Origin of the sequence: Delftia sp. S65 (assembly GCF_016516495.1) — a bacterium.
GTDB classification, from domain to species: domain Bacteria; phylum Pseudomonadota; class Gammaproteobacteria; order Burkholderiales; family Burkholderiaceae_C; genus Comamonas; species Comamonas acidovorans.
Genome location: NZ_JACVUR010000005.1, coordinates 65567 through 83768 on the forward strand (window position 1 = coordinate 65567; position 18202 = coordinate 83768).

Here is an 18202-nt window from a genome sequence, read left to right on the forward strand (position 1 = left end):
GGAGCGCCCGCTGCCACAACGCCGGGCGTTCAGCCCAGCCACCGCCGGATGCGCCCCGCCAGCGCCTGGGCGCTGATGCCGTAGCGCTCATGCAGCGTGGGCAGGGCGCCCGCATCGAGGAAGGCGTCCGGCAGGCCCGCCAGCCGAAAGCGCGCGGGCCGCACATCGCGCTCCAGCAGGGCGCCGGCCACGGCCTCGCCCAGGCCGCCCACCACCGAATGGTTCTCCGCCACCACCACCAGCCGCGGCCCGCTGGCCACGGCCTGCACGATGGCCTGCACATCCAGCGGCTTGATGGTGGCGCAATGCAGCACGGCGGTGCCCACGTTGTCGGCGGCCAGCAGCTGGGCGGCCTCCAGCGCGCGCATGGTCATGAAGCCGCTGGAGATGATGAGCACCTCGCGGCCCTCGCGCAGCATCTTCGCCTTGCCCAGCTCGAAACGGTAGTCGTACTCGTCCAGCACCAGCGGCACGTTGCCGCGCAGCAGCCGCATGTAGACGGGGCCGCGGTGCGCCGCGATCTGGGGCACGGCCTGGGTGATGTCCAGCGCATCGCAGGGGTCGACGATGGTCAGCCCCGGCACGGCCCGCATCATGGCCAGATCGTCCGTGGCCTGATGGCTGGGGCCGTAGCCCGTGGTCAGGCCGGGCAGGGCGCAGCAGATCTTGACGTCCAGGTTTTCCTCGGCAATCACCTGGTGGATGAAGTCATAGGCCCGGCGCGTGCCGAAGACGGCATAGGTGGTGGCAAAGGGCGTGAGCCCCTCCTTGGCCATGCCGCCGGCGGCGGCCATGAGCAACTGCTCGGCCATGCCCATCTGGAAGAAGCGCTCGGGGTGGGCCTGGGCGAACAGGTGCAGGTCGGTGTACTTGGCCAGGTCGGCCGTCATGCCCACCACATCGGGCCGGCTGGCGGCCAGCTCCACCAGGGCCTTGCCGAAGGGCGCGGCCTGCACGCGCTGGCCCTCGGCGGCGATGGAGGCAATCATGGCCGAGGTGGTCGGCCGGGGCTTGGGGGTGGCAAGAGGCATGTTCATGGCAGGGCGGGCTCCAGGGGTTGCGATGCGTCCAGGATGGCTAGGGCCTGCTGCCACTCGGGCGGATCGACGCGGATGAAATGGTTCTTCTCGCGCTGCTCCAGGAAGGGCACGCCCTTGCCCATCAGCGTGTCGCAGAGGATGACGCGGGGCCGGTCCTCGGCCAGCGACCGCGCCGCGTCGAAGGCCTGGACCACCTGGGCCAGGTCGTTGCCGTCCACGCGCTGCACATGCCAGCCGAAGGCGGCCCATTTGTCGGCCAGCGGCTCGAAGCCCAGCATGCGCGTGGAGGGGCCATCGGCCTGCTGGTTGTTCACGTCCACCAGGCAGATCAGCCGGCCCAGCCCGTGGTGGGCGCCGGACAGCGCGGCCTCCCAGGTCGAGCCCTCGTCCAGCTCGCCGTCGGACATGGAGTTGTAGACAAAGGCATCGCTGCCCTTGTGGCGCAGCGCCAGCGCCATGCCCACGGCGATCGGCAGGCCCTGGCCCAGCGAGCCGCCCGAAATCTCCATGCCCGGCGTGTAGCTGGCCATGCCCGACATGGGCAGGCGGCTGTCATCGCTGCCATAGGTCTGGAGCTCCTCGTCGGACAGGATGCCCGCCTCGGCCAGGGCCGCGTAGAAGGCGATGGCGTAGTGGCCGTGCGAGAGCAGGAAGCGGTCGCGGCCCTCCCACCCGGGCTCATCGGGCCGCAGCCGCAGCGCGTCGCCATAGGCCACGGCCAGCACATCGGCCCAGCCCAGGGCCTGGCCTATGTAGCCCTGGCCCTGAACCTCGCCCATTTGCAGGGCGCGGCGGCGTATGCGCCAGGCACAGGCCGCGAGCCGGTCCAGGCGCTGTTGCAGTTCTTGGTTCATGCATCGTCTCCTCGGGATGGAAGGGCGCGCGGCTCAGCGCAGGATGCTGGCCGGCACATAGGACACCAGCGCCAGCACCGCCAGCGCCACCAGGTAGAAGGGAATCAGCTCGCGCACGGTCTGGCCCACCTTGACCCGGGCCAGCGAACTCGTGATGAACAGCGTCGTGCCCACGGGCGGCGTGTACAGCCCCAGGGCCAGGTTCACGACCATCATGATTCCCAGCTGGGTCATGTCCATGCCGATGCTCTGGGCCAGCGGCACGAACACCGGCGTGAGCAGCAGCACGGCGGCCGGCAGGTCGATGAACATGCCGATGAAGAGCATCAGCAGGTTCATCAGCACGATCACCAGCCAGGCCGAATGCACATGCGACTGCACCCACTGCACGATGCCGTCGGGCATGCGGTCGAAGGTCAGCAGCCAGCCGATGGCCGACGAGGCCATGATCACCAGCAGCACCACGCCCGTGGCCAGGCCCGCATGCACCACCGCATCGTTGAGCCGGCGCCAGCCCAGGTCGCGGTAGATGGCGGCCGACACCAGGCCCGCATACAGCGTGGACAGCACGGCCACCTCGGTGGGCGTGGCGATGCCGAAGCGCAGGAACACGATGATCAGCACCGGCAGCAGCAGGGCCGGGCTGGCGTACAGCAGGTGGCGCCGGAAGGCGGGCCAGGCAAAGGGCGTGGTGTCACGCGGAAAGCCGCGCCTGCGGCCCACCCACCAGCACACGCCCATGAAGCCTGCGCACATCAGCAGCCCCGGCACGATGCCCGCCACGAACAGCGCCGCAATCGATGCATTGGCGCTGAGCGCGAACAGGATCATGGGGATCGACGGCGGGATCAGGATGTCGATGGTGGCCGCCGCCGCCAGCGTGGCCGCCGAGAACGCGGGCGGGTAGCCCAGCCGTTTGTGCCACGGGATCATCAGCGAGCCGATGGCCGAGGCATCGGCCACGGCCGAGCCCGACACCCCGTCGAACAGCGTGGACGACATCACCCCCACCTGGGCCGGCCCGCCGTGAAAGCGCCCTATCAGCGCCGACAGCACGCCCACCAGGGCCTCGCCCAGGCGCCCGCCCATCATCAGCGAGCCGGTGAGCATGAAGAACGGAATGGCGATCAACGGAAAGCTCTGCACCTGGGCCACCATCTGCTGCACCAGCAGGTCCAGCGGCACGCGGTCCGAGGTGGCCGCCGCCGCCATGGCGCCCATGAGCAGCGCGTGGGCAATGGGCATGGCGATCACGGCGCCCGCCATGAAGACGAAAAGCATGATGAAGGACATGGACCTGCCCCCTTCACCAGTGCGCGGCGGCCACGGGCCGCACGGGTTCGGCATCGGCCGCATCTGCAGCCCCTGCGGATGCCCGGCCCCCGCCCGCCACGCAGGCGCGCCAGGCCGACTGCAGGGCCAGCAAGGCCAGCAGCGCCATGCCCACCATCACGCAGCCATAGGTCAGCGAGCCGGGAATGCCCAGGATCTGGCTGCGCTCGTCATGCACGATCTCCAGCATGTTCAGCGTGGACCAGGCCAGCGTGGCGTACAGGGCGGCCACGGCCAGCCAGCCCAGCACGGCCGTGGCGCGCTGCACGCGGGCCGGCAGGGCCTCGACCAGAAAGCTGGTGGTGATGTGGGCACCATGGGCGGCGGCCAGCACCACGCCCGACATCACCAGCCAGGGAAACAGCAGCTCGGGCACCTCGTTGGCCCATTGCAGGCTGGCGCCGCTGGCATAGCGCAGGGCGGTGTTGCACACCAGGATCACGAAGATCACCAGGGTGCTGGTCCACAGCACGGCGCGGCACAGGCCCGTGACCAGGCGTTCGATGAGATTCATGGACGGCTCCCTGCGCTTCACTGCGCGCCTGCGGCCTTGACGACCTTGGCGATATAGGGGCCCGCAGGGCTGGCCAGCCACTTGTCCTGCACCTTGGCCGTGGCCTGGGCGAAGGCCCGCGCGTCGATGGTGCTGACCTCCACGCCCTTGGCGCGGATGTCGTCCAGCAGCTTGTCGTCGGCCTCGCGCGCCAGCCGGCGCTGGTAGGCCGTGGCCTCCTGCGCGGCCTCGGCCAGCAGCGTGCGGTCGGCGGCCGGCAGCCGGTCCCAGCTGCGCTTGCCCATGACCAGCGGCGTCATCTGGAACATGTGGCCCGTCAGCGTCAGGTGCTTTTGCACCTCGTACAGCTTGCTGGCGTGGAAGTTGGCCAGCGGGTTCTCCTGGCCATCGACCACGCCCTGCTGCAGGGCCACGTACAGCTCGGCGAACTTGATCTGCTGGGCCTCGGCGCCCAGGGCCTGGATGATGTCCACCAGCACCGCGTCGGGCGGCGTGCGCATCTTCAGGCCCTTGAGATCGTCCACGCTGCGCAGGGGCCGCTTGCTGTTGGTCATGTGGCGTATGCCGTTGTCCCAGTAGCCCAGCACCACCATGCCCTTGGCGGCCGATTTGTCGGCCAGCTCCCGGCCCAGCGGCCCGTCCAGCACCTGGAAGGCACGGGCCGGCGTGGCGAAGAGAAACGGCATGCCATAGGCCGCGTACTCGGGCACGGCCGCTGCCACCGCGCCCTGGGAATTGGCCGACAGGTCCAGCGCGCCCGTGCGCAGGGCCGTCACCATGGCCGCGTCGTCGCCCAGCTGGGCCGAGGGCGCGACCTGCACCTCGATACGGCCCGCGCTGCGCGCCTTCACCAGTTCAGCGAACTTCAGCGAGGCCAGGTGGCGCGGATTGTCGGGCGCCGCGCCGTGGCCCAGCGTGAGCTTCACGGCCTGGGCGCCGGCCAGTGCCGGCAGCAGCAGGGCGCAGGCTGCCAAGGCCCTTGCGGCCAGGGCAGCGCGTTGGAAATGCTTGTTCTGCATGGTCTTGTCTCCTTTGCTTTTTGGGGGGCCATGCGCGCCATGGCCAGGCCGGTGGGTGCGGGTGAGGATGCAGTCAGTGGATGAGCATCCCGCCGTTCACATCGAGCGTGATGCCCGTGCAATAGCCGGCCAGGTCGCTGGCCAGGAACACGCAGGCGCCGGCCACATCGTCGGCGCGGCCCAGGCGTGCCAGCGGAATCGTGGCGGAGATCTCGCGCTTGCGTTCGGGGCCGAGCTTGCCCTGCGTGATGTCCGTCTCGATCAGGCCCGGCGTGACGCAGTTGATGCGTATGCCATCGCCGCCGAACTCGCGCGCCATGGCGCGGGCCAGGCCCAGCACGCCGGCCTTGGCGGCCGAGTAGTGCGGACCGCCGAAGATGCCGCCGCCGCGCTGGGCCGAGACGGAAGAGATGCAGACAATGGCGCCCGCTTGCTGCCTGCGCATGGCCGGCAGCACGGCCTGGGACATGTACAGCGTGCCGCGCAGGCTCACGTCGAGCACGCGGTCGTAGTCGGCCCCGCCGATCTCCAGCGTGCCCACGGCCTGCGTGATGCCCGCGTTGTTGACCAGCGCGTCGATGCGCCCGAAGGCGCGCAGCACGGCGGCGGCCGCCGCCTCGCACGAGGGCTTGTCCGTCACGTCGGCCACCAGCCCCAGGTGCCCGTCGCCCAGCCGCGCGGCCGCGCCGGCCGGATCGGCCCGCTCCAGGTCGAGGATGGCCACGCGGGCCCCCTGGGCGGCCATCTGGCGCGCCGTGGCAAAACCGAGTCCGTTGATCCCTGCGCCGCCGGTGATGATGGCGACCCTGTCCTTGAGCAGCATGTGCCTGTCTCCGCTGTAGTGGTGGTGGATGCAGCCATCTTGGGCTGTCACGAGCATGAAGACAAACGATGTTTCATCAGCCTAAGATGACGGTTCTTCAGCTCACGTACGGGGTCTCCCGGGGTCTGCCCGTGAGCTGCCCGCGTCCTCGAGGAACTTGCCATGGCATCCATTCCCAGCAGTGCCCACCTGCAGGCCTTCGAGGCCGTGGCGCGCCGGCGCAGCTTCGCGCTGGCGGCCTCCGAGCTGCACCTGACGGCCTCGGCCGTCAGCCACCAGGTGGCCAAGCTGGAGGCGCAGCTGGGCGTGCGCCTGTTCGAGCGCAGCGCGCATGGCGTGCGCCTGAGCCGCCCGGGGCAGGCCTACCTGGAGCGGGTGGGCGGGGCGCTGGCGGCCATCGTCTCGGCCACCGAGGACCTGCGCCACAGCATGAGCAACAGCCTCTACGTGCACTGCGCGCCCAGCATCGCCAGCCTCTGGCTCATGCCCCGGCTGCGGGACTTCGCACGGGCCTGCCCGCACATTGCGCTGAACCTGTCGGCTGCGCATTCGCACAGCGACTTCGCGCTAGGCCAGGCCGATATCGACATCCGCTACGGCATTGCGCAGTGGCCGGAGCTGGAGGTGGAGCCCCTGTTCGAGGAGCACATCCTGCCGCTGGCCAGCCCCGCGTTCGTGGCCGAGCATGGGCTGCAGCGCGTGCAGCAGTTGCTGCATGTGCCGCTGATCCAGAGCAACGTCAGCATCGTCCAGTGGTCGGACTGGTTCCAGTCGTTCTCGCAGCTGCGCGCGCCAGAGCGCTTTGCCGTGCGTTTCGACCGCGCCCAGATGTCGCTGGACGCGGCCACGCAGGGCCTGGGCGTGGCGCTGGAAAGCGCCATGAATGCGGGCGGCCACATTGCCGACGGCCGGCTGGTGGCCCCCTTCGGCTTGGACCGGGCCCTGCGCGTCAAGGCCCACTTTGCCGTCTACCCCGCGCGCAACGCCAGGCGGCCCGCCGTGGCGGCCTTCCTGGCCTGGCTGCATGCCGAGGCTGCCCGCACCGAGCAGCAGCCCTGCCGCCAGAGCCCGGATTGAGTTGGCCGCCAGCCCCGAAAAATGGCAGAACGGATATTCCTGCACCCATTGCGAAAAACCTGCGATGCAATTTCTCTATGAATGAGCCAGTGTGCGGCAAATGGTTTTATTGCCCCTGTTTTCGGTGAATGACGACGTGATTGCCAGCAGGGATTGGCAATAATTCGGGACAGCCATACACACAGGGAGTGCCACGCTGAAATGGCCAAATCAGCAAGACGCCGATTTATCGGACTGATCACGGTGAGCTACGGATTGTTCGCATTCGGCTGGATCCTTCTGTCCGACAAGCTGTTGTTCGCATTGGCAGGGAGTGCGGATATCGGCTGGCTTTCCGTCGTCAAAGGGCTGTTCTTTGTGCTGGCCACGGACTTCCTGCTGTTCTTCGCGCTGTGCTCGGTGCCGGCCGCGCACAGCGGCGGCGCCTCCGCCATCACCCAGGAAATGGGGCCGCGCCGTTTTCCGGTCTGGGCCTCCTATCTGTTTGCCCTGGCCATGAGCCTGGCCGTGCTGGCCGCCAGCAGCACGCTGGCCAGCCATTTCGGTGAACGCTCGCTGCTGCTGCTGTTCATGCTGCCCGTGCTGGTCAGTGCGCTGATCGGCGGCCTGGGGCCGGGCCTGCTGGCCACGGCCTTTGCCGCCTACAGCCTGGACCAGACCGACGGCGTCGCCGTGCGCGACTGGGCGCAGTGGGGCGTGGTGGCCGTCAACGGCCTGGCCGTGAGCGTGCTGGCCGAGACGCTGCAGCGCTCGCTGCGCAAGGCCAACATGCAGCGGCAATTGCTGGACTCGGTGATCTCGGGCACCTCGGACGCCGTCTTCGTGAAGGACCTGCGCGGGCGCTACCTGCTGGTCAACCGGGCCGCCGCCAGCCTGGTGGGCCGCCAGGCCGAGGACATCGTGGGCAAGGACGACTTCGCGCTCTTTCCCTTCGGCATCGCCAGCGCCATCCGCAGGAAGGACCAGGCTGTGCTGCGCCAGGAGGTGGCCACGCATGAGGAGCAGTTGACGGTGGAGCCGGGCAGGACGCTGGACCTCCTGGTCACCAAGGGCCCGGTGCGCAACACCGCAGGCCACATCGCGGGCCTGTTCGGCATCTCCCGGGACATCACCGAGCGCAAGCGCTTCGAGCGCGAACTGGCCCAGGCCGCCGTGGTGTTCGACAGCAGCCACCAGGGCATCATGGTGGTCGATCCGGGGCGGCGCATCACGCGCGTCAACCCGGCCTTCACCCGCATCACCGGCTATGCGCCCGAGGACGTGATCGGCAAGACGCCGCGCGTGCTGTCCTCGGGCCTGCACGGCCCGGAGTTCTACCGGCAGATCTGGGCCTGCATCGCGCGCGACGGCTTCTGGCACGGCGAGATCTGGAACCGCCGCAAGACGGGCGAGATCTTCGCCGAGATGCTGTCCATATCCGCCGCGCAGGGCGCCGGTGGCGAGATCGAGCACTACATCGGCGTCTTCACCGACATCAGCCACATCAAGGCCCACGAGGCCGAGCTCGAGCGCGTCACCCACTACGACCTGCTCACCGGCCTGCCCAACCGCCGCCTGCTGATCGACCGGCTCAACCAGGCCATGCTGCGCACGGCGCGCGAGGGCCGCTCCCTGGCCGTGTGCTTCCTGGACCTGGACGGCTTCAAGGAAATCAACGACCTGCACGGCGCGGCCGCAGGCGATGCGCTGCTGGTGGGCGTGGCCGCCCACCTCAAGAGCGTGCTGCGCTCCGAGGACACGCTGGCCCGGCTCGGCGGCGACGAGTTCGTGCTGCTGCTGTCGCACATCGGCTCGGCCGAGCACTGCTCCACCATCCTCGACCGGGTGCTGGAGGCTGCCAGCCGCCCCGTGCCCGTGCAGGACCGGGTGCTGTCCGTGACCGCCAGCGTGGGCGTCAGCCTCTATCCCGACGACCAGGCCGACCCCGACCTGCTGCTGCGCCATGCCGACCAGGCCATGTGCGTGGCCAAGCAGGCCGGGCGCAACCGCTACCAGCTGTTCGATCCGGAAAACGACCGCAAGGCCCATGCGCGCCGCCTGCAGCTGGGCTGGCTGCGCCAGGCGCTGGAGAAGGGTGAATTCCTGCTGCACTACCAGCCCAAGGTGGAGCTGGGCGGCGGCAAGCTGGTGGGTGCCGAGGCCCTGCTGCGCTGGCACGACCCGCGCCAGGGCCTGCGCGCGCCGGGCGAGTTCCTGCCCTTCATCGCGGGCAGCGACCTGGAGCGGCCGCTGGGCGACTGGGTCATCGGCGAGGCCGTGGCCCAGGCGGCGCGCTGGTTCGGCCAGGGCCTGGACCTGTGCGTGAGCATCAACGTCAGCGCCAACCAGCTGCTGGACGGCGGTTTCCACGCCAAGATGGCCCAGGTGCTGGCCCGCCACCCGGACCTGCCGCCGCACCTGATCGAGCTGGAAATCCTGGAAAGCGCCGCCATTGCCGACATGGAGCAGGCCATCCAGGTGATGGGCCAGTGCCGGCAGCTGGGCATACGCTTTGCGCTGGACGACTTCGGCACCGGCTACTCCTCGCTCACCTACCTGCGCAAGCTGCCCGTGCAGTCGCTCAAGATCGACCAGAGCTTCGTGCGCGACATGCTGGCCGACCCGGACGACCTGGGCATCGTCGAAGGCGTCATCCAGCTGGCCAGCACCTTCCAGCTCGAATCGGTGGCCGAAGGCGTGGAAACGCCCAAGCATGCGCGCCGCCTGCGCGACATGGGCTGCCACGTGGCCCAGGGCTACGGCATCGCCCGGCCCATGCCCGCCGACCAGCTGCCCGCCTGGGCCGCGCGCTGGCAGGCCGGGGACAACTGGCTGGCGCATGGGCGGCATATGCCGTCCGAGGCCTGAGCTTCGCGTCCCGGTGCCAGTGCCGGTGCCGGCTATGTCAACTCGGCTGGACGGGTTTCCATGGCATTGCGGGTGGGCAAGGTGATGCAGAACATGGCGCCTCCCGCGGGGCCGTTGCTGGCGACGACGGTGCCATCCATGGTGTCGATGATCTTGCGGCAGATGGCCAGGCCCAGGCCCGTGCCGCCCGAGCCGTCCTTGGTCTTGCTGGACTGCACGAAGGGCTGGAAGATCTTGTCCAGTTCCTGCGGCGGAATGCCCGGTCCCTGGTCGGAGATGGCAATGCAGATATCGCCCTGTCCGTCGATGCGGCCCTGCACATCGATGCGCCCGCCGATGGGCGAGAACTTGATGGCATTGGCCAGCACATTGCGCACCACCTGCTGAAAGCGCACGGGGTCGGCCTTGGCGATCAGCGGCGTGTCGTCGAGCTCCAGCCGCAGGTCGATGAGCTTGTGCTGCTGCTGCGGCTCCAGCTCGCGGACCACGGGCCGTATCAGGCTTCTGAGGTCGGTGCGTTCCAGGTGGATGGTTCCCACGGCGCTTTCCAGCTTGGCCACGTCCAGCAGGTCGTTGACCAGGGCCAGCATGCGCTGGCCGGCTGCATGGATGTCGTTGAACATGTCTGCCATCGCGGCATTGCCGAGAGAGCGCAGGCCGCCCAGCTCGGCAAAGCCCATGATGGACTGCAGCGGGGTGCGCAGCTCGTGGCTCATGTTGGCCACGAATTCCGATTTCACGCGGAAGGCCTCTTCGGCCGCGTCGCGGGCTTCGTGGATGGCATGCTCGGCCGCGCGGAATTCGCTCACGTCCACAAAAATGCTGAGCACGCCGGTGATCCGGCCTTGGGCATCCTTGACTGCCGCCTTGGAGATCTGCACGTCGCGGTAGCTGCCGTCCACATGGGGCAGCCGGGCCTCCAGCACCATGGGCTGGCCTGAACGCATCACATCCTCATTGCCGTGCATCTGCAGCAGGTCATGGTCGCCAGAGTGCAGGCCCTCGACCTCATGGCCAAGCACGGCGTAGCGGCACCTACCAAAGAAGTCTTCCCAGGCCTTGTTCACCAGGGCCACGCGCTGGCCCGCGTTCGTGACCAGCATGGGCAGGGGCGTGGTCTCGAACAGCAGGTGCTGGAAGGCCAGCTGGGTCTGCAGTTCCTGCTGGGCCTTCCAGCGGGCGGTCACGTCCACGGCGCTGCCGGCAAAGCCCACCAGCCGGCCGTCGCGCAGCAGGGGAACCACGGCGATGTCGCAGAGTATTTCCCTTTCGTCGGGAAGGCGAAAGCGCGCCTGGCAGTTGCGCAGGGCCAGCTTGGCCTGGGGGTCGAGCAGTGCCTGGATCTGGGACCTGCAGGCTTCATGCACGATGCCCTCCAGCGGCTGCCCTACCGCCTCGGCGCTGGGTTGCCCGGTCCACTGCTCCCAGCGGGCGTTCACGAAGGTCAGCCGGCCGTGGCTGTCGGTGCGGAAGATCAGCTCCTGCACGCTGCGCATGAGCACGGCCATCTCATGCTCGCTGCGGGCTATGCGCGCCTGGGCCTTTTCCATGGCCTGCTGTGCCGACTTCTGCACCCTGCGGGTCTTGAGCACCGACGCGCTCAGGCCGAGCACCAGGGCAAGAAGCGCAAGTCCGGCAACGAAGAAGGCGAAGGCATCGTCACGCCAGCGCGCGATCACCGCCGCGTAGGGCTCCTCCACCACCAGCAGCAGGGGCCAGTTGCGGACCGTGCGAAAGGACACGATCTCATGGGGGCCTAGCAGGCCGGCGCCAATGTAGGAGCCGAATTCGCTGCCTGGCAGCCATTTCTGGAAGATGGGGGTCTTGCGCGCAGAGGCCGCTTGTACGCCCCCGCCTGCGTTCGTGCTGGCCAGCGGTTGGCCGTCGTAGCTCAGCAGCACCGCCTCGTAGCTGAGGGTTTCCAGCGTGGCCTGGTAGAAGTTGGCCACGGCATCGGGATTGATCAGGCCGACCAGCACGGCGGGTGCGCCGCTGTCGTTTTCGAAGGCCAGGATCTGGGGCAGGTAGTGGACGCCCCGCGGTATTGCATGTGGGGCCAATGTCAGGGAAGAGAGGCTGCGGCCGCTGACAAGGCGTCCCAGTTGCACCTTGCCCAGGACCGGAGCCGATGCATTGGCCGGCAGCAACTGCTGCACCTCGATCTGCAGGCCGGCTTCGCCCGCCTGCGTGCTCGCCAGGATGTGGCCCTGGCCATCGAGCAGCGCCATGCTGCGCAGAACCGGCAGTTGGGCGACCACTTGCGCCATGGCCGCCTCGCGCGCGGCGCGCGGGCTGTCGGCGGACAGGATGACCGGATTGTGGGCCAGGCTCGCCAGGGCGACATCGCCGGTCTCGAAGGTCTTGCCGGTCTGATCTTCAAGCACCCGAGCCAGCAACGCTGCCTGGGCCTTGCTCTTGTCGGCCGCGGCGTGCAGCTGACTCCAGACAAAGAGCACCAAACCTGACAGCACGCACAGAGCAAATGTCAGAATCAATACCTTGAGGTGGGCGCTACGCCTGGCCTCCAGAAAATGATGTGCGGCCGTTTGTTTGGACATGATGAAAATGCTCCATCGGTCGTATTCAAGGCGCGACGATTGCGCTCAACCCATTGTTGCGCGCGGCACGGGTCAGGCGCCCGTCGCGCTTGATGTCGGAGACGAACTGGTCCAGGCGAGCGAGCCACTGGGTGTCGGCCGGACTGGTCGCGTAGCCGTAGGGAATTACATGAAACGGCTTGGGCGGGGCGATCAGCCGGGCCCAGTCGGAGCTGTCGAGCAGCCTGCGGCTGTAGGGGTAGTCGGTCATGAACACGTCCACGCGCCCCGCCATGAGTTCTTTTTCCCGGCTCTGGGGTGGCTCGGTGGGCACGAGGCGCGCATGCCTGAGCGTCTCGCGCATCACGGGCTCCATGAAGGTGCCGCGCTGTACGGCGACCTGCACGCCAGGCTGGTCGATGTCCGCCCAGGATTGCACGGTCTGATTGCTCTTGGTGGTCACACCGTAGATGTCGCTGCTCAGATACGGCTGCGTGAAGCGCAGCTGCTTTTGGCGCTGGGCAAGAATGCCCACGGCGAACATGGCGACATCGCAGCGCGACTCCAGCAGGTCAGGTATCAGCCTGGGAAAGGAGGAGTCCACATACTGCACCCGCACGCCCAGGTCCTTGGCCAGCTCCACCGAGAGCTCCGCATCGATGCCCGTCAGCCTGCCTGTGCGCGCGTCACGGAACGTGATGCCGTAGTAGTCTGGCCATATGCACACACGCAGGGCGCCCGTGGATGCAATCCGCTCCAGCACCTCGCCAGCTGCGGCAGAGCCGGACCATGGCACCAGACACAGCAGCAATCCGGCAGCGGCTGCCAGACGGGCCAGCACGCGCCGCTGAGGCGGTGCGCCGAAACAGGTCGATGATGGGCGCATGGCGGGCTTTCAGGGTGTGTCGATCAGTTCGGTGAAGGACGGAGCCTGCCGGGTCAGCGCCAGGCGCAGCGCATCGAGCTCTTCGATGTTGTCCATGAAAGCGTCGACGATTCCGGGATCCAGGGCCTTTCCCCGTTCCGCCGCGATCATCTCCAGGGCCTGCTCCCGCCCGAACGCCGGCCGGTACACCCGGTCCATGGTGAGCGCGTCGAAGATATCGACGATGGACGTGATACGAGCCGACAGCGGGATTTCTTCGCCTGCCAATCCCTGCGGATAGCCCTTGCCGTCGAAGCGTTCATGGTGGCTTGCGGCGATCTCGGCGGCCATCTGGAACACGGGGATGCGTGACTGGCCCAGCAGGCGTGCGCCGATCTCGGCATGCCGGTTCATGACGAGGCGCTCCTCGGGACCCAGCGGGCCCTCCTTCTTGAGGATGGTGTCCGGAATGCCGACCTTGCCTATGTCATGCATCGGGGCCGCCTTGCGCAGCAGGCTGGCGAATTCGATGCGGCAGCCCAGGCGCAGGGCCAGGGCCTCCGACAGGTAGCCGATGCGGACGATGTGCGAGCCGGTATCGTCATCCTTGAGCTCTGCGGCCATGGCCAGGCGCAGCAGGGTCTCGTGGTGGGCACGTGTCACTTCCTTGAGAAGGTCGTTGCGCTCGCGGTACATGCGGCCGAAGTCCTGGATGAGCAGCTCCATCTGCTCCACGGCCGCAGGATCGAAACGTCGCGATGGCTCCCTCGGGGTGCCGGTCTGGTACTGGGCCATCAGGCGATCCTCTGCAGGCTTTCGATCGTCTCCAGCAGCTTCAATGTGCTGAAGGGCTTGACCAGGTATTCGTCGGCTCCGGCGAGGATGCCCGCCTTGCGGTCTTCGGCGCTGCCCCGGGCCGTCAGCAGGATGACCAGCGTATGCAGCAGCTCGTAGGAGCTCTTGATGCGGCTGCAAACCTCCAGGCCATTGATGGTGCCCGGCATCATGATGTCGAGCAGGACGATGTCGGGCCTGAGCCTCTGGGCCATCGTCCAGGCTTCATCGCCGTCACAAGCCTCTACGACTTCGAAGTCACGGAGTTCCAGCGTCATGCGCAGCAGCTTGCGGATGTCTGCATGGTCTTCGACGATGAGTATTTTTTGCATGGGGAGATCTTTCATGCCGAAACGGAAATTTGATCCGACATGTGAATCATAAATATCAATTTCATCAAATTTTATTGAATTTTTCTATCAGATCCGTGCCGGGCAAGGTGCTCCGATGGGCGCGACCCATGCACGATCGCGACAAGTCGCAGGCAGGCAAAACGCTTGGGGCGGCAGAAGGCGCAACTGAGCCGCCAGCCGGGCAGGTGGCAGCCCTGGGGCAGGTTCGTCGCAGACCTGCCGCTGCGCCTGTGCGAAGGGCCCGTTCCTAGGCCTCGTCCTTCCACAGTGCATCGAGGTCGGTGAAGCCCCATTTCGCAGGGTCTTCCCGGCTGACGATCTTCTCCGTGCACCCAGGCCGGGCCAGGTCAACCGTCTCCGGTGCCATCCGCATGCCGCTGGCCGTGGAATAGAACACCTTGACCTGCGGACAGGTCAGGGACTGGCGGCCAGGGTCGACCACCACCCCCAGCCTGCCCGTGGTCAGCCGCACCAGGGAGCCCACCGGATAGATGCCTATGCTTTTGACGAAGGCCTGGAAAACGGTCTTGTCGAAGTGGCCGGCACTCCATTCGGCCATCTTGTGCACCGCCTCCGCAGGATCCCAGCCGCGCTTGTAGGGGCGGTCCGAGGTGATGGCGTCGTAGACATCGCAGACCGCGCCCATCTTCGCGAACAGGCTGATGTCCTCGCCGCGCAGCCTGTGGGGGTAGCCCGTGCCATCCACCTTCTCGTGGTGGTGAAGGCAGACGTCCAGCACGACCGGGTCATCGACGCCACCGGCCTTGAGCAACTCCAGGCCTCGCGCCGGATGCTCACGGACCTCGGCAAACTCCCTGTCGGTCAGGCGCCCCGGCTTGTTCAGGATGGGGGCGGGGATCGCCATCTTTCCGATATCGTGCAGCAGGCCCGCATAGCCCGCCTCGCGCACCTGCTGCGGTGGCAGGTCGAGTTGGCGTGCCAGCACGATCATCAAGGCGCAGACCGCCACCGAGTGCATGTAGGTGTAGTCGTCGCTGGTCTTGAGCCTGACGATGCTGATCATGGCGCTGGGATTGCGGATGATCGAATCGGACACCTCGGCGACCACGGAGCGGGCCTCGTCCTGGTTGATCTCCCTGCCCATGCGCACCTCGCGGAACATGGCGGTGATCGCCTGCCTGGACTGGTGGCAGATGCGGGCGGCCCGCTTCACCTCCTCCTCGAAGGCAACGGGCCGCAGCTCGCATTCCAACTCGGCCAGCTGCGAGATCTCGGACAGTTGGGCGTCGATCACGGTGTCCACCTGCTCGCGGGTGAAAGACGGCCCGCCTTGCGCAACATCCAGGCCCTTGGCGGTATCGATCCACACTTCCTGGATGGGGGACTGCAGGATCCTCGCCAGGTCGGCAGGGTCTTCCAGCTTGAAGCGGCTGCGCCAGAACGGGTGTTCCATCCAGCTGCCGCAGAGGCTTTCCAGAAACATGCCCAGCCGCAACTGGCGCACGCTGATGCGCTTGATCATGAACTCGGACCCCGCAACGGTTCACATGGATGCACCATCTTGCCGCCTTTTGCCTGCTTCTGTACGAATCCAGGTCAGAAGGCCGCCCATTCCTCATCCTTGATCTGCGGCTGCGCACGGGCAGGCGACAGGCGTGGCGGCCTGGAGGGCTGCGCTTGCCTGGGGGCCATGGCCTGGGCAGTCGCGGCGCGCGGCCCGCCAGGCTGGCTTGCGCCGTGCTCGGGATGCATCTTGAAGGTGGAGACGATCTGCGCCAGGGCGGCGGCCTGCTGCTCCAGGCTGCCTGCAGCGGCCGAGCTTTGCTCGACCAGCGCCGCGTTTTGCTGCGTCATCTGGTCGAGCTGGCTCACCGCCTCGCCGACCTGACGGATGCCCACCGCCTGCTCGGCCGATGCGCTGGAGATCTCGCTGATCATGGTGTCCACGCTGCGCACCTGCTCCACGATGCGACCCATCTGCTCGCCGGCCCGGGTCGCCACCTCGGTGCCCTGCTCGACCTTTTGCAGGTTGGCGCCGATCAGCTCCTTGATCTCCTTGGCCGCCGTGCCCGAGCGCTGGGCCAGCGCGCGCACCTCGCTGGCGACCACCGCGAAGCCCCGGCCCTGCTCGCCGGCCCGCGCGGCCTCCACGGCTGCGTTGAGCGCCAGGATATTGGTCTGGAAGGCAATGGCGTCGATGACGTTCGTGATCTCGGCAATCTTGCGCGAGGCCTCCGAGATGTCCTGCATGGTATGCACCACCAGGGCCACGGACTTGCCCCCCTCGACAGCGGAGGCCGAGGCGGCCGAGGCCACCTTGTTGGCCTGCTGGGCCGTGTCTGCATTCGTGCGCACCGTGGCCGTGAGTTCCTCCATCGAGGCAGCCGTTTCCTCAAGGTTGCTGGCCTGCTGCTCGGTGCGCTGGCTCAGGTCCAGGCTGCCAGAGGCGATCTCGCTCGATCCCGTGGCAATGGAGTCGCTGCTCTGGCGTACACGGCCCATGATTTCGCGCAGCTTGTCGTTCATGCTGCTCATGGCGGAGAGCAACTGGGCTGGCTCGTCCCTGCCCTGCACCACGATGTTGGCCGTGAGGTCGCCGTGCGCCACGGTGTCCACCACCGAGACCGCCATGCGCAGGGGCTCGGTGATCGAACGCGTGATCGCCCAGGCCAGCACGGCGCCCAAGACCACGGCCAGGGCGGCCAGGCCGCCGAGCAGGTACAGCGCCAGGTGGTAGTCCTTCTCGGCCTGCTCGGTGGCCTTGCGCCCGCCCTCCTGATTCAGCGCGATGTCCTGGCCGACGACGTCCATGAGTTGGGCGAATGCCTGAGCGGTCGCTCCCGTGGCCAGGGCGCGTGCCTGGGCTGCCTGCTCGGGCCCTGCGCTGGACAGCTCCACCATCTTGCGGTCAGCGGCGCGGGCCGCGTTCCACAGCACCAGCATCCTGTCATACAGCTGCCGCTCCTCAGGCGAGGACACCAGCTTTTCATAGACGGCCAGCTCCGACTCCAGGGTTTTTTGGGCCTGCAGCAGCAGGTCCTCCTGGGCGCGCTTCCTTTGCGCGTCCTCCTCGATCACGTGGCGCAGCCCCGCGCGGCGTGCCGCGTTGGCCGTGGCCCGGATCGAGGCCAGCACATTGGTGGAAGGCAGCCAGTTGGTGCCCAGGTCGTTGGCATTGAACTGGACCCGGGCGATCTGCAGGGAGCCGATGGCCGCCACCGTGCTGAGCAGCAGCAGGAGCAGGGTGAAGGCAACGATGAGCCGTGTGCGGATGGACAGAAGGCGGAGGAACATGGTGGGGGCTCCCGGGATGCGGTTGGTAATTTTGATCAATATGATTTATTTGATAATTTACCAAGCTTGCGCCCATCTTGAGTGATTGAATTTATCAATTCAGTTTCACTGGGCCATTGCTCCGGGATGCGCTGCGCCCGAGCCATCACCCAGTCCTCTACCTCTCTGGATGAGCCGTCGCCACAGTGCAACAGCGCTTGGTGACGCGTTCCGCCTGGCCCGCGCGGCGAGGCATCGGCCCCACCAGAAATGTAACAACCAGTTGTGCTGCTCTTTGCTCTCTGTTAAATTTTTATCAAATTCATCAAATAAATTTGATTGGAGTGATAAAGATGCCGCATGCACTGAAGACCGACACCACCAAGCAATGGCTCTCCTTCCGCGTGGACGATGAGGAGTTCGGCATCGACCTGCTGCAAGTGCAGGAGATCCGGTCCTACGAGTCGCCCATGCGCATTGCCAACGGCCCCGCCTACTTCAACGGCGTGCTGGAACTGCGCGGAGAGGTCATTCCCGTCATCGATCTGCGGCTCAGGCTGGGCCTTGCGCCCAAGCCGTACGACGCTTGCACCGTGACCATCATGCTGCGCCTGCCCGGCGGAGTGACGGGCATGGTGGTGGAGGGGGTCACCGACGTGGTGACGCTCATGCCGCAGGACCTGCGCGCCGTGCCCGCCATGGGCGGGGGCCTCGTCAATGACTGCCTTCTCGCCCTGGGCGTGCTCAATGAGCGCTCGCTGCTGCTGATCGATGCCGACAAGCTCCTGGCGACGGCCACGGCAGCCCTGCCCGACTGCGCTGCGAGCTGAGCCATGTGCTCCGGCACGCCCCTTTTCCCCGCCCGTACACCGC

At 67.3% G+C, this 18202-nt stretch carries 15 protein-coding genes; 3 read left to right on the top strand and 12 right to left on the bottom strand.

Going from position 1 to position 18202, the window contains the following annotated elements; genetic code table 11:
• Positions 1-29: 29 nt before the first annotated feature.
• The 6 genes from IAE24_RS06610 to IAE24_RS06635 form a co-directional block, all read right to left on the bottom strand.
• Positions 30-1037, bottom strand: a complete 1008-nt coding sequence (locus IAE24_RS06610) for a transketolase family protein (protein ID WP_199960465.1) — start codon at positions 1035-1037, stop codon at positions 30-32.
• Entirely contained in the window at positions 1034-1894 is an 861-nt protein-coding gene (locus IAE24_RS06615) for a transketolase (RefSeq protein ID WP_199960464.1), read from the bottom strand. Before IAE24_RS06615 ends, IAE24_RS06610 begins: the two co-directional genes overlap by 4 nt.
• A gap of 33 nt (positions 1895-1927) precedes the next feature.
• Positions 1928-3187, bottom strand: coding sequence for a TRAP transporter large permease (locus IAE24_RS06620; RefSeq protein ID WP_199960463.1), 1260 nt, complete (start codon positions 3185-3187; stop codon positions 1928-1930).
• Between the two features lie 13 nt (positions 3188-3200).
• A complete protein-coding gene (locus IAE24_RS06625; RefSeq protein ID WP_199960462.1) occupies positions 3201-3740 on the bottom strand; it encodes a TRAP transporter small permease in 540 nt (179 codons plus the stop codon).
• A 17-nt stretch (positions 3741-3757) separates the two neighbouring features.
• Entirely contained in the window at positions 3758-4759 is a 1002-nt protein-coding gene (locus IAE24_RS06630; RefSeq protein ID WP_199960461.1) for a TRAP transporter substrate-binding protein, read from the bottom strand.
• A gap of 73 nt (positions 4760-4832) precedes the next feature.
• Positions 4833-5582, bottom strand: a complete 750-nt coding sequence (locus IAE24_RS06635; RefSeq protein ID WP_013804706.1) for an SDR family NAD(P)-dependent oxidoreductase — start codon at positions 5580-5582, stop codon at positions 4833-4835.
• Positions 5583-5744: 162 nt separating this feature from the next.
• On the opposite strand from IAE24_RS06635, the gene IAE24_RS06640 reads away from it, so the two are divergent.
• Together IAE24_RS06640 and IAE24_RS06645 are read left to right on the top strand one after the other, a co-directional pair.
• Positions 5745-6659 (top strand): LysR substrate-binding domain-containing protein, encoded by a 915-nt coding sequence (locus tag IAE24_RS06640; protein ID WP_199960460.1) that lies wholly within the window; start codon positions 5745-5747, stop codon positions 6657-6659.
• 243 nt (positions 6660-6902) lie between these two features.
• Positions 6903-9506 carry a putative bifunctional diguanylate cyclase/phosphodiesterase gene (locus IAE24_RS06645; RefSeq protein WP_043820100.1) on the top strand — a complete coding sequence of 868 codons (2604 nt, stop codon included), beginning with the start codon at positions 6903-6905 and terminating at the stop codon, positions 9504-9506.
• Between the two features lie 32 nt (positions 9507-9538).
• Here the strand turns inward: IAE24_RS06645 and IAE24_RS06650 are convergent, their stop codons facing one another.
• The 6 genes from IAE24_RS06650 to IAE24_RS06675 all read right to left on the bottom strand — a co-directional run bounded on the left by IAE24_RS06650 (position 9539) and on the right by IAE24_RS06675 (position 17350).
• Complete coding sequence (locus IAE24_RS06650; protein WP_199960459.1) at positions 9539-12064, bottom strand: sensor histidine kinase; 2526 nt, start codon at positions 12062-12064, stop codon at positions 9539-9541.
• A gap of 25 nt (positions 12065-12089) precedes the next feature.
• A complete protein-coding gene (locus tag IAE24_RS06655; RefSeq protein WP_199960458.1) occupies positions 12090-12929 on the bottom strand; it encodes a substrate-binding periplasmic protein in 840 nt (279 codons plus the stop codon).
• Between the two features lie 9 nt (positions 12930-12938).
• Positions 12939-13703, bottom strand: coding sequence for an HD-GYP domain-containing protein (locus IAE24_RS06660; protein WP_096914588.1), 765 nt, complete (start codon positions 13701-13703; stop codon positions 12939-12941).
• On the bottom strand, positions 13703-14074 hold the full coding sequence (locus IAE24_RS06665; RefSeq protein ID WP_199960457.1) for a response regulator transcription factor: 372 nt from the start codon (positions 14072-14074) through the stop codon (positions 13703-13705). The genes IAE24_RS06660 and IAE24_RS06665 overlap by 1 nt, the downstream gene beginning before the upstream one ends.
• 268 nt (positions 14075-14342) lie before the next feature.
• Positions 14343-15578, bottom strand: a complete 1236-nt coding sequence (locus IAE24_RS06670; protein WP_199960456.1) for an HD-GYP domain-containing protein — start codon at positions 15576-15578, stop codon at positions 14343-14345.
• A gap of 74 nt (positions 15579-15652) precedes the next feature.
• Positions 15653-17350, bottom strand: a complete 1698-nt coding sequence (locus IAE24_RS06675; protein ID WP_199960455.1) for a methyl-accepting chemotaxis protein — start codon at positions 17348-17350, stop codon at positions 15653-15655.
• Between the two features lie 332 nt (positions 17351-17682).
• Here IAE24_RS06675 and IAE24_RS06680 point away from each other — a divergent pair, with 332 nt between their 5' ends.
• Positions 17683-18159, top strand: a complete 477-nt coding sequence (locus tag IAE24_RS06680; protein ID WP_099734960.1) for a chemotaxis protein CheW — start codon at positions 17683-17685, stop codon at positions 18157-18159.
• Positions 18160-18202: the final 43 nt, after the last annotated feature.

What these genes read in the sequence shown, in the direction of transcription:
- IAE24_RS06615 (WP_199960464.1), bottom strand. Translation starts at nt 1,894, where the DNA reads ATGAACCAAGAACTGCAACAGCGCCTGGACCGGCTCGCGGCCTGTGCC.
- IAE24_RS06620 (WP_199960463.1), bottom strand. Translation starts at nt 3,187, where the DNA reads ATGTCCTTCATCATGCTTTTCGTCTTCATGGCGGGCGCCGTGATCGCC.
- IAE24_RS06680 (WP_099734960.1), top strand. Translation starts at nt 17,683, where the DNA reads ATGCCGCATGCACTGAAGACCGACACCACCAAGCAATGGCTCTCCTTC.
- IAE24_RS06655 (WP_199960458.1), bottom strand. Translation starts at nt 12,929, where the DNA reads ATGCGCCCATCATCGACCTGTTTCGGCGCACCGCCTCAGCGGCGCGTG.
- IAE24_RS06640 (WP_199960460.1), top strand. Translation starts at nt 5,745, where the DNA reads ATGGCATCCATTCCCAGCAGTGCCCACCTGCAGGCCTTCGAGGCCGTG.
- IAE24_RS06630 (WP_199960461.1), bottom strand. Translation starts at nt 4,759, where the DNA reads ATGCAGAACAAGCATTTCCAACGCGCTGCCCTGGCCGCAAGGGCCTTG.
- IAE24_RS06635 (WP_013804706.1), bottom strand. Translation starts at nt 5,582, where the DNA reads ATGCTGCTCAAGGACAGGGTCGCCATCATCACCGGCGGCGCAGGGATC.
- IAE24_RS06650 (WP_199960459.1), bottom strand. Translation starts at nt 12,064, where the DNA reads ATGTCCAAACAAACGGCCGCACATCATTTTCTGGAGGCCAGGCGTAGC.
- IAE24_RS06660 (WP_096914588.1), bottom strand. Translation starts at nt 13,703, where the DNA reads ATGGCCCAGTACCAGACCGGCACCCCGAGGGAGCCATCGCGACGTTTC.
- IAE24_RS06610 (WP_199960465.1), bottom strand. Translation starts at nt 1,037, where the DNA reads ATGAACATGCCTCTTGCCACCCCCAAGCCCCGGCCGACCACCTCGGCC.
- IAE24_RS06670 (WP_199960456.1), bottom strand. Translation starts at nt 15,578, where the DNA reads ATGATCAAGCGCATCAGCGTGCGCCAGTTGCGGCTGGGCATGTTTCTG.
- IAE24_RS06625 (WP_199960462.1), bottom strand. Translation starts at nt 3,740, where the DNA reads ATGAATCTCATCGAACGCCTGGTCACGGGCCTGTGCCGCGCCGTGCTG.
- IAE24_RS06665 (WP_199960457.1), bottom strand. Translation starts at nt 14,074, where the DNA reads ATGCAAAAAATACTCATCGTCGAAGACCATGCAGACATCCGCAAGCTG.
- IAE24_RS06675 (WP_199960455.1), bottom strand. Translation starts at nt 17,350, where the DNA reads ATGTTCCTCCGCCTTCTGTCCATCCGCACACGGCTCATCGTTGCCTTC.